The sequence below is a fragment of the Novimethylophilus kurashikiensis genome, from assembly GCF_003112435.1.
In the GTDB taxonomy this organism is placed as follows: Bacteria; Pseudomonadota; Gammaproteobacteria; order Burkholderiales; family Methylophilaceae; genus Novimethylophilus; species Novimethylophilus kurashikiensis.
Genome location: NZ_BDOQ01000014.1, coordinates 21,271 through 32,537, shown reverse-complemented (window position 1 = coordinate 32,537; position 11,267 = coordinate 21,271). Strand labels below are relative to the sequence as shown.

The following is an 11,267-nucleotide window of genomic DNA, read 5'->3' as shown; positions in this document are numbered from 1 at the left end:
CGACCTGGTCGGTCGTGAGCGACGACACTTGCGTGGTCTTAAGCGCCGCCACTTGCGCTGTCGTTAAGGCTGCCACATCACTTGTGGTCAAGCCATTCGCAATTTGACTGGTGGTAAATGCACCGACTTGAATGGTGCTAAGCACAGCAACATCGGCAGTCTCCATCGCAGCAACCTGCGAAGTAGTAAGGGCCGCCAACTGAGCTGTACTGAATACTCCAAATTGAGTAGTGGTTAGAGCAACAATTTGGTCTGTTGATAAAGCTATGATGTCATTAGTTGTTAATGTAGCGACTTGCGTCGTGGTCATCACCGCGATTTGCGCAGTAGTCATACCTGTTACTAATGATGTCATATTGCAGCCCCTGATGATGTCAACGAGCCAGGCTCGTTTTTATTTTTAATTAATATTGTTGACCAACAAGAAAGTTTAGTCCAGCCCAAACCATACCAACTTAGATAAGCGGCAATAAAACACCAAACTTTAGCTTGGACATGGGAATTATTTAGAATTTATAAATCCCACTCAATCAGCACACCAAGCTCATCTTTGCTAGCTTCGCAATCATACCCGATCCCCAACAGTGGCACAAAGACTAATTGCTGGTCTACATATACCAAGGGAACTCTCTTTCGTCGCCACGTCGGTACTTCTGCATCTTGAAAAAGATTCTTCAACGTCTTGCGCGGTCGATTACCTTCGGGTTGAAACTGCTCCCCTCCCCGCCGAGACTGAATCGTTACCACTCCCGAGCACATTAGCGACCGCAAAACTCCCGCTCCAACAACTTGCTTGAATGTCAATACGCCACCATCAGGAAGGGTAATAGCCTCCTCACCACTCCACTGAACAACGTAATCGGATGGCATTACTTTCGGCTCTAAATATAGCCATCCCTTGTGTCGCCTAAATTCAAATTTCTCCAGGTCTACGCATATTTGTGCATCAATGCGCGCATTCACCTGCTTCATCATTTCCGCCAATTTTGCCGCGGCAGGCGCCAGCCCTGTTCTCCCTTTAACCCACCACCGCAAGAGATTTTTAGCACGGGCCAGACCCAATGCTTGCAGCCACTGGATATTTACCCTTCCATCGTGGATAGCAGATATCGAATCCTGAACGGCAAGATCATCAAGCAACTCAGCAGCCTCGCCAAGATTAGAAGCACTGCGTGCCAAATTATCGACTAGAGCGGGATACCTTTCCCCCAGCCCAGGAAAAACATGGTGCCGAAGAAAATTTCTTTCGAACTCGAGACTATCGTTACTCTCATCCTCAACCCAATTTAAATTGCGATTGACTGCATATTCATCCAATTGAGATCTAGCAAATGAAAGCAGGGGTCGCAAAATCGTTTTTCCACCGTTCATCTGACCCACCACCGGCATAGCAGCCAAGCCATGCACTCCAGCGCCCCTCAGCATTTGCAGCATCAACGTTTCAGCCTGGTCATTACGATGATGCGCAAAAAGTACTACATCTTCATGACAGGATGAAATTGCCGAATAGCGCATTGCACGGGCCGCAGCTTCAATACCCAGTCCAGAATCCCGAGGAACACTTACAGGAACAATAAGACAAGGAATCCCATGGCTTGCGCACAAATGCTCACAGAAAGAAGCCCAATCATCAGCATTGGGACTAATTCTATGATTGACGTGAATAGCCGACAGTTGAAAATCGAAGTGTTCCCGCGCCCTGACAAGCAAATCGAACAGGACACAGGAATCAAGGCCGCCACTCAGCCCGAGCAGCAGTTGCTGCCCGGGACTGACGTGGCGGTGAAGAAAGTCTAGAAGGCGGGGAAAGAGATCAGCGCTCTGGCGTTTCTTTGAAGCGGCCATAGCTCATGAGGCGCTCGTAGCGTTCTTGCAGCAGCGTATCCAGAGGTTTGTCCTGCAAATGACGCAGGGTATCGGTGAGTGCCTTGCGCATGGTTTGCATCATGAGCTCGTGATCGCGATGCGCGCCGCCCAAGGGTTCGTTAATGATGCGATCGACTAGGCCGAAGGTTTTGAGGCGGTTAGCGGTAATCGCTAATGTTTCCGCAGCTTCGGCAGCCTTATCTGCACTCTTCCATAGAATGGAGGCGCAGCCTTCGGGCGAGATGACCGAGTAGGTCGCGTATTGCAGCATCAGCATCTGGTCGGCAACACCCAAGGCCAACGCACCGCCGGAGCCACCCTCGCCGATGATGACGGAAATGATGGGCGTGCGCAGTTCCGCCATCACGAACAAGTTGCGCGCGATGGCTTCGGATTGGCCGCGCTCTTCTGCACCGATACCGGGATAAGCACCCGGGGTATCGATGAAGGTGATGATAGGCAGTTGAAACTTCTCAGCCATGCGGAACAGGCGCAGCGCCTTGCGATAGCCTTCGGGGCGTGGCATGCCGAAGTTTCGGTAGATTTTTTCCTTGGTATCACGGCCCTTCTGGTGACCGAGAACCATGACCGGCTCGCCGTTGAATCGCGCCAAGGCGGCGACGATAGCGGGGTCGTCAGAATAGGCACGATCACCGTGGAGCTCTTCCACATCGGTGAACATGCCGCTGAGGTAGTCCAGCGTGTAGGGACGCTGCGGATGGCGCGCCACCTGGGAAATCTGCCATGCGCCCAGCTTGGCGTAGATATCCTTGGTCAGCGCCTGGCTCTTGCTGTTCAGGCGTTCTATTTCTTCCGAGATATCGAGGGCAGAATCGTCCTGCACGTAGCGCAGTTGCTCGATCTTTTCTTCCAGCTCGGCGATGGGTTGTTCAAAGTCCAGAAAGCTCGTTTTCATAAATCGTCGTTATAGGCGCCGATGCTTCAACAGGCGCCGAAGTGTTCAAAAATAACCCCGAATGATACAGGAAGAACCGTCATTTGCATCAGGACGGCCTAGCGCCCGACTTGGCGCCTAATACTGGATGGTGACATTCTCCTGCTTGAGCCACTCACGCAAGCCTTCCAGCAGCTCGTCTCTTAGCTCCACGCGCCATTTATCGGGCAACGGCACCTCACAGCTGGCCTGGCCGTTTCGGTAGCTGATCTGGATACGGCAGCCGGAAGCGACATCCGGCTCCAGCGGTTTGCGGTACGGCTCCAGCAGCTCGGCCAATTTACGTGCATCGGCCTGGCCGTTGCACGATATCTTGAGCATCTGGGCCTGGGCCGTACGTGCCGTCGCCAGATCGAACAATCGCCGTGCGCTGACCCTCAAACCGCCCGTGTAATCATCGTTACGCACCAGCCCTTCCACGATCAGCAATTGGTCTTCCTTGAGCAGCGCAGGCTGTGTCATCAGGAGTTCATTACCGACAGCCACGTCGAGCTGAGACGTGCCGTCGTCCAACATGACGAAAGCCATCTTGCCGCGCGCGGTCATCTTGGTTCGGGCGGCAACTACGATACCTGCCAGAAGCTGAGGCTGGTCTTTGGGGCCAAGTGAGGCCAGGTTAGTTTTGACGAACTGGGCGACCTCGCTTTTCAACGCGGTAAACGGATGGCCGCTGAGATAAAAACCCAGCGCAATCTTTTCCTGGATCAGCTGCTCGCGCTCCGGCCACGGATTGACCTTGGGCAGTGCCTGCTCGGGCACGTCGTGACTGTCGCCGAACAAACTATCCTGTGCAGCCCCCGCGCCCTGCCCCGCCACTTCCATCGCGACGCCGACTGAGGCGAGCACGGCGGCACGGTTGGAATCGATGCCATCGAAAGCGCCGGCGCGTACCAGGGACTCAACCACGCGGCGGTTCACCTTGCGCAGGTCCAGTCGGCGGCAGAAGTCGAACATGTCCTTGAACGGCCCGCCCTTCTCCCGCGCGGCCAAAATAACTTCAATCGCTGCCCAACCGGTCCCTTTGATGGCGCCCAAACCGTACAAAATCTGCTTGGCATCGAGCGGCGTGAAACGGAACTGGCTGCGATTGATATCCGGCGCCAAGACGGCAACACCGTTGGCAAGGCAATCCTTGTAAAAAATGTGGATGCTGTCGGTGTTGTTCATGTCCGCCGACATCGTGGCCGACATGAACGCCGCAGGATAATGCGCCTTGAGCCAGGCGGTGTGATAAGCCACCAGCGCATAGGCGGCGGCGTGCGACTTATTGAAACCGTAGCCTGCAAACTTCTCCATCAAGTCGAAGATTTCGCCGGCCTGGTTTGCCGGTGTGCCCAGCTTGCCCGCCCCCTCGACGAAGATCTGGCGCTGCTGGGCCATTTCCTCGGGTTTTTTCTTACCCATGGCGCGGCGCAGCATATCGGCGCCGCCGAGGCTGTAGCCGCCCACCACCTGGGCGATCTGCATCACCTGTTCCTGGTACACCATGATGCCGTAGGTTTCCTTGAGAATCGGCTCGGTGGCAGGATGCGGGTATTCGGTTTTTTGCAGGCCGTGCTTGCGTCGGCAGAAGTCCGGAATAAGGTCCATCGGACCGGGGCGGTACAACGCGACCAGCGCGATGATGTCCTCGAACACGTCCGGCTTGGCCTGCTTCAGCATGTCTTTCATGCCGGAGGATTCCAGCTGGAACACGGCTGTGGTATTCGCGTTCTTGAGCAGCCGGTAGGCGTCGGGGTCGTCCAGCGGCAAGGTAGCGAGATCGATAGGCTCATCGCCCACCGCGACGCGCTGCTGGTTGGTCCACTCCACGGCCATGTCGAGGATGGTCAGCGTGCGCAGGCCGAGGAAGTCGAACTTCACCAGGCCGACGGCTTCCACGTCGTCCTTGTCGTACTGGCTCACCACGCTGTCGCTGCCCTGCTGGCAGTACATGGGCGAGAAGTCGGTAATTTTCCCCGGCGAGATCAACACGCCGCCGGCGTGCATGCCGATGTTGCGGGTCAGGCCCTCGAGACGCAGTGCTAGCTCCAGCAGCTCGCGGACCTCTTCCTCGTTTTCCTGGCGCTCCTTGAGCTGGGGTTCCTGCTCCAGCGCTGCGGCGAGCGTAATGCCCAGTTCTTTCGGGATAAGTTTGGCAATGCCGTCGACGAAATTGAAACCAAGATCAAGTACGCGCCCCACGTCGCGGATCACGGCCTTGGCCGCCATGGTACCGAAGGTAGCGATTTGCGAGACGGCGTCGAGACCGTACTTGTGCTTGACGTAGTCGATGACGCGGTCGCGCCCGTCCTGGCAGAAGTCGATATCGAAGTCGGGCATGGATACCCGCTCCGGATTCAGGAAGCGCTCGAACAGCAGGTTGAACCGCAGCGGATCGAGGTCGGTAATACCCAGGCTGTAGGCGACCAGCGAGCCTGCACCGGAGCCCCGGCCAGGACCAACGGGCACGCCGTTGTTCTTGGCCCAGTTGATAAAGTCGGCCACGATGAGGAAGTAGCCGGGAAAGCCCATCTGGATGATGGTCTTGGCCTCGAAATCCAGACGTTCCAGGTAACGCGGCTTTTGCGCCTCACGTTCCGCAGGATCGGGATACAAGGCTTCGAGTCGGTGCTCCAGACCTTGCAGCGAAAGCGCCTTGAGGTATTCGTCCAGGCCTTCGTTGTTGGGCGTAGGAAACTGCGGCAGGTAATTTTTGCCCAGCGTCAGCGTGACGTTGCAGCGCTTGGCGATTTCCACACTGTTGGCAAGCGCCTCAGGGATATCCGCGAACAGCTCGGCCATGTCGGTCTGGGTACGGAAATACTGCTGCTCGGTGAAGTTGCGCGGGCGGCGCTTGTCGGCCAGCACGTAGCCCTCAGCAATACAGACGCGAGCCTCGTGTGCCTTGTAATCGTCCTGGTCGAGAAACTGAATGGGATGCGTCGCCACCGGCGGCAAGCCCAGCTCGGCGGCCAGCGCCAAGGCACGGCTGTTGTAGAGGTCTTGCTGGGCATGCCCCACCCGTTGCAACTCGATATAGAAGCGATTGGGAAACAGCTGGCTCCAGCTTTGTGCCAGTTTTTTTGCAAGCGCATCGTTGCCTTGCAGCAAAGCCTGACCGATATCGCCCGGCATGCCGCCAGAAAGCAGGATCAGCCCTTCAGAATTTTCTTCGAGCCAGACGCGCTTCACCTCGGCGCGATTGCGGTATTGGTTTTCGAGGAAAGCCTGGGTGATGATCTGGCAAAGGCGCAAATAGCCATCATGGGATTGGCACAACAGCAGCACGCGGTATGGTTGATCGCGGTTGCTCTCGTTCTCCAGCCAGATATCGCAGCCCAGCACGGGTTTCACGCCCTTGCCGCGGGCGGCTTTGTAGAACTTGACGGCACCGAACAGGTTGGAAAGATCGGTCAGCGCAAGCGCTGGCATACGGTCAGCCACGGCACGCTTGACGTAGTCGTCGATGCGCACCATGCCGTCCTGGATCGAAAATTCGCTATGGCAGCGGAGATGGATAAAAGACGGTTCGGACATACCCGGATTTTACCGCATCCGAAGTTTAAACGCCGAAAAAAGGAGGGTTAAGGCAGGCTCAGGGTGAATACGGCGCCGTCGCGATTTTCCAGGAAAATCGTCCCGCACTCGCCGCTATTCTCGTGTAGCTGGGCAATGTGCGCGGCGAGATAAAGCCCAAGTCCCGTACCGTTGCGGCTGGCAGGCATGGGAGTTTCGCCCGCGTTCAAAAGCAGCATGTCCTCGCTGAATCCGGGGCCGTCATCGGCGACCGTCATGTGCAATCGGTCGCCGAATTTGACTGCTTTCAGGCTGACACGTTGGCCTGCATGGCGGCAAGCATTGTGCAATGCGTTTTCCAACGCGAGGCGCAGCAAGGCCGTATCGTAGAACCAGAACGGCGGAGCTTCGGCATCGTCCACGTCGATATCGAGATTGGGGAACAGGCTGCGGTATTCGCTTGCAACATCCTCCAGCAAATCGGCCGGGCATGCCGTATCCACATGCGCTTTCAACATGCCGTCCTGCTGCAAATGCGCCAGCAGCAAGGTCGACAAACGCTTGGAGGCCGCGAAGGCAATGGCTTTTTCCTGCTGGCAATCTCCGCGCCGCTCCAGCATCAGGGCAAGTTGAGCCAACTGGTTCTTGATATCGTGGATAACGGCGACGTCTAGCTCGTTGATCACGGCTGTTGCACCTTCTTGAGCATGGCGTCGATCTGCGCCAGCTTGGGATGGTTGGGTTCCTTACTCGCCAGCAACTGGCGGAAGCGCACGCATTCCGCGAGCTTTTCTGCCTGGTAACCATTGCGAGCGAGATCGAGCGCCAACACCAACGATGCATTGCCAACAATCTGCAGATTGTTGGGCAACCGGTTGGCAGCTTCGGTAAGCAGCTGGACAGCTTCGACGATTTGCCCAGCCTCGGCCTTGCGCACACCGTCGTTGTTGATCTGGATGACCTCGCGCACGCTCAGGGCGATCATGGCCTTGGCCTCCTCCTCGCCCTTTCCGGCCGAGGTGAGAACGTTTTGCGCCTGTGCCCTTGTAGCGGCATCATCCGGATTGTTTTGCACCATCTGCTTGAGCAACTCGGTCGCGGTGGCTTCCTTGCCCATGGCAAAGCACGCATCGGCGACCGCAGCCAGGGCGGAAGGCGGAAGATCAGCCGGTTTGGCTGCCAAGGCTTCGGACAGCGCTGCTTCCGCCTTGGCGATATTACCGGCCTTGTAATGCGCGACACTCTCGCTCGTCGCCAGGATGACGTTGCTGGCCTGATCCTTGAACGTACCCTTGGCCTGGTTGATCACCGCCAGGGCTTTTTCCGGCCGGCCCAGCTCGTTGTAGGCCTTGGACAAGGTGGCGTAATCCTTGGCTTCACGTACCGGGGAATATTTATGCTTCTCGAGTGCTTCGGACATCACCTTTTCGGCAATTTCATGCTGTCCGGTATCGAGCGCCAATTCAGCCACGCGACGCACGCGATTCAAAGTGCCCGGACTGACATGACGTGCAGATTGCATGACTTCCAGGGCGCCATTCTTGTCGCCAGCTTCGGCCAGGACACCACCCAGAAAATCGTAGGCTCCCATGTACTGGTTGTGCTCGTTCAGCAGCTCGCGCGCCATTTCGGCCGCCGCAGTCTTGTCACCCTTCAGCGCAGCGACGTGCGCAAGGCCGAGCTTGGCCCAGGGCAACGGTCGCAGCGCCAGGATTTGTGTGTAAAGCTTGGCGGCATCATCCAGTCGGCCGCTTTTTACCAGCGCCTCGCCCTTGATCTTGCTGGCCTCGATGTAATACTTGTCCTTGGCTTCCAGCAGGCGATCGCATTCGACGATGACCTTGGGCCAATCCTTGGCGTCGGCAGCCTTGTGCACATCGTGCAAATGCGCCTGGCGCTCCACGAGCCGTTCCAGTCGCTTGTTGAGTTGCTCTGCCGTAAACGGTTTGAGCAAATAATCGTCGGGGGCGCATTCGGCCGCCGTGACCACGCTCTCGTACGAGCTTTCGGCGGTGATGATGATGAAAATAGCGTTGCGGCTGATGAGGTCGCGGCTGCGCAGGTATTCCAGGAATTGCTGGCCGTTGGTGCCATCCCCCAGGAAGTAGTCGCAGAGGATGATGTCGTAGCGACCGACATCCATCAGGGCTATCGCCTCGCGGATGCTGGATACGACATGCAATTTCTCAAAACCGGAATTGGCGAGCGACATCTGCAATTGCGTGCGCATCCCTGCCAGGTCGTCGATGACCAGCACGCGTTTGCTGGAAAACTGGTTGACTAAAGCCATTTATATTCTTTTATTCGTAAGCCGTGTATTTGTCGTTGCGCCCGCGAGCCTTGTCGGCCGGGTACTTCTTGGCATTGAGGTCCATCTTGCGATGCGCCGCATCGATGAGATCAATCCCCAGCACGTCGGACAAGCGCAGCAGGTAGACAAAGGTATCGGCAATTTCCTGCTCGACCTTAATCCGTTGTTCATCCGTAAGTTCGCGGCTTTCCTGTTCTGTCGACCACTGGAAATGCTCTACCAGTTCCGCCGCCTCGACGATCATCGCCATGGCAAGGTTCTTGGGCGAATGGAACTGCTCCCAGTCGCGCTCTCGCACGAAGCCGCGAAGCCGGTCGCGCAATTCAGTCAGGCGATCAGTATCAGAAGTCACTTCGCTCAACCTTCACTTTTCTCCGCTTTGCGGTTGCTGCCTGCCACCATCCTGAACTCGAACAAGCGGCATTCCAGCGGGCCATTGAACAATGGCGTCTTGCGGGAAGGCGACAAGCGCATTAGCTTCGGCATGCGTAGATCGGATGTCAGGAAGAATGCGGTCCAGCCGGCGAAGCTGCGTTTGAGCGAGGCGGCAAGCTGGGGATACAGCTCTGCCAGCTCTTCCTCCTCGCCGATGCGCACACCATAGGGCGGATTACACAACAGCACACCGGTTTCGGCAGAGGCCTCAGCATCCAGCACATTGGCCTGGCTCACCTGGACGACATTGGAAAAACCCGCAGCTTCCATATTCTGTCTGGCCGCACGAACGGCGCGCATGTCGCTATCGCTGCCGTAAATCTTCATGGGCGATGCCGGCTTGATACGCTTCTTGGCCTCAGCCTTGATAGCGGCCCAGGCATCAGGTTTGAAGTTTTTAAGCTTTTCGAAACCGAAGCTGCGGTTAAGTCCGGGCGCGATATCGAGCGCGGCCATGGCGGCTTCGATGAGAAACGTTCCGCTACCGCACATGGGGTCGAGTAAAGGCGTGCCCGGCTGCCAGCCGGTCAACTTGAGAATGCCCGCAGCAAGGTTCTCGCGCAACGGCGCATCGACGCTCGATTTTCGATTGCCGCGCTGGAACAGCGAGGCACCCGAGGTATCGAGGTAGAACTGGCATTCGTTGGCGGTCAGGTAAGCGTGGATGCGGACATCCGGTTCGCGAGTGTCGATGCTGGGACGCGTACCACCGGCTTGGCGGAACTTGTCGCACACCGCGTCTTTAATCCGAAGGGTAATGAATTCCAGGCTCTTGAGCGGGCTTTTTACCGCCGTCACCTTGACCATCATGGTACGGCCGACATCGAACCACGTCGGCCAAGGCAAAGCCAGAGCGGCCTTGTAGATGTCGTCTTCGCTGCGGTAGGCAGCCTTACCCACGCGCCACAAAATGCGAGTAGCGACACGGCTTTCGAGATTGGCTTTCCAGGCCAGCGGCATATCGCCGCCAAAGGCCGCGCCGCCGTCGGTAGAGGCGACATTGGCAGCGCCAAGCGAGGACAATTCCTCCGCGAGGACGGTTTCGAGCCCGCGCGGGCAAGTCGCAAAAAAGGTATGTGTGTTTTTATTCATAAAATGGAAAAGCCAGATGCAACGACGCGTTGCCCCTGCAACACGCCTCCCCACTTCTGTGGGCTAGATGATGGGATTTTAAAGCCTGGGCGCTTCGCTGTGCGCAAATGTTTTTTCGTGCTGGGACTGGCAATCGATGCAGCGTGTTGCGTTAGGTGCAGCGAGGAGGCGCTGGAAACCGATCTCCGAACCACATTCCGCACACTCGCCGAACTCGGGTGTATCGAGACGCTGCTGGGCGGTTTCCAATTCGGAAAACTCCTGAACCTGGCGACTGACCAGGGTCATGTTTTCATCCATGAGCAAATCGGCCACGGAAGCATCGCCCGCATCGGCCACCTCGCCTGCCAGATCGGCGAAGCGCTCCTGCCCCGATCGCGCCAATTCGTCGCGAATGTCTTCGCGCAAGGCTTGCTTGCGCTCCTGGATGGCTTGGGCGATCTGCTGCTTCTGGAGTTCCGTCAGGTTGCTCATGATGCCGCCTCCTGTAGGTGATGGTGGATTAGCGCTTGGCCGACTCGATAAGGATGCGAGCCGCCTGGCGGGCGTGCTCCAATGCATTGGAGCCCTTGGATAACTGTTCTGACAGCACTGCCCCTTCGATCAGCATAGTCAGCTGCAAACCCAATGCTTCCGGCTCGCGGATGCCGGCTTCGCGGGCCAACCCGGTGATGTAATCGCGGAACTCTTGCGACAATTCGGCCGAAAGCTGGTGTACCGGATTATCCGGCTGGGGAAACTCGGCACTGGCCTTGAGGAAAGGCAAGCCGCTACACTGCGGATCGGCCAGCCACTCCCCCACATAATCGAACAGTTTGTAGAGCTTTTCCGTGGGATCGACGACAGACTTGTCGAGCCGCGCGGATATGCGCTCGGCAAACTCGCGGCTGCGACGCGTCACCACCTCGAGCACCAAGTCTTCCTTGGTCTTAAAGTGGTTGTACAGCGTCATCTTGGCAATCCCCGCCTCGGCGACGATGGTATCCACCCCCGTCGCATTGATGCCCCGCGCCTGGAACAAGTTGGACGCCGCGGCAAGGATTCGTTCTCGCATATTTTTAGCCATGAATTTACTGTAGCACGATTAAGGGCACCGGGCTATACCGTTCT

At 57.1% G+C, this 11,267-nt stretch carries 10 protein-coding genes; all 10 read right to left on the bottom strand.

Going from position 1 to position 11,267, the window contains the following annotated elements:
• Positions 1–355 (bottom strand): hypothetical protein (locus NMK_RS13880; RefSeq protein ID WP_146187214.1); only part of this gene is annotated, 355 nt, incomplete at its 3' end.
• Positions 356–513: 158 nt separating this feature from the next.
• Positions 514–1,845, bottom strand: a complete 1,332-nt coding sequence (gene tilS / locus NMK_RS13875) for a tRNA lysidine(34) synthetase TilS (protein ID WP_109016364.1) — start codon at positions 1,843–1,845, stop codon at positions 514–516.
• A complete protein-coding gene (locus NMK_RS13870) occupies positions 1,814–2,782 on the bottom strand; it encodes an acetyl-CoA carboxylase carboxyltransferase subunit alpha (protein ID WP_109016363.1) in 969 nt (322 codons plus the stop codon). Before NMK_RS13870 ends, tilS begins: the two co-directional genes overlap by 32 nt.
• Positions 2,783–2,899: 117 nt before the next feature.
• Positions 2,900–6,340: a DNA polymerase III subunit alpha gene (dnaE, locus tag NMK_RS13865; RefSeq protein ID WP_109016362.1), complete on the bottom strand. Its 3,441-nt coding sequence runs from the start codon at positions 6,338–6,340 to the stop codon at positions 2,900–2,902.
• A 47-nt stretch (positions 6,341–6,387) separates the two neighbouring features.
• Positions 6,388–7,005, bottom strand: coding sequence for a sensor histidine kinase (locus NMK_RS13860; RefSeq protein WP_109016361.1), 618 nt, complete (start codon positions 7,003–7,005; stop codon positions 6,388–6,390).
• A complete protein-coding gene (locus tag NMK_RS13855) occupies positions 7,002–8,609 on the bottom strand; it encodes a response regulator (protein ID WP_109016360.1) in 1,608 nt (535 codons plus the stop codon). The genes NMK_RS13860 and NMK_RS13855 overlap by 4 nt, the downstream gene beginning before the upstream one ends.
• Positions 8,610–8,619: 10 nt before the next feature.
• Entirely contained in the window at positions 8,620–8,982 is a 363-nt protein-coding gene (locus NMK_RS13850) for a nucleotide pyrophosphohydrolase (RefSeq protein ID WP_227871508.1), read from the bottom strand.
• Positions 8,983–8,987: 5 nt separating this feature from the next.
• Positions 8,988–10,157 (bottom strand): THUMP domain-containing class I SAM-dependent RNA methyltransferase, encoded by a 1,170-nt coding sequence (locus tag NMK_RS13845; RefSeq protein WP_109016359.1) that lies wholly within the window; start codon positions 10,155–10,157, stop codon positions 8,988–8,990.
• Positions 10,158–10,235: 78 nt separating this feature from the next.
• Positions 10,236–10,631 carry a TraR/DksA family transcriptional regulator gene (locus tag NMK_RS13840; protein WP_109016358.1) on the bottom strand — a complete coding sequence of 132 codons (396 nt, stop codon included), beginning with the start codon at positions 10,629–10,631 and terminating at the stop codon, positions 10,236–10,238.
• 28 nt (positions 10,632–10,659) lie between these two features.
• Positions 10,660–11,211, bottom strand: a complete 552-nt coding sequence (locus tag NMK_RS13835) for a TetR/AcrR family transcriptional regulator (RefSeq protein ID WP_109016357.1) — start codon at positions 11,209–11,211, stop codon at positions 10,660–10,662.
• Between the last annotated feature and the right edge of the window lie 56 nt (positions 11,212–11,267).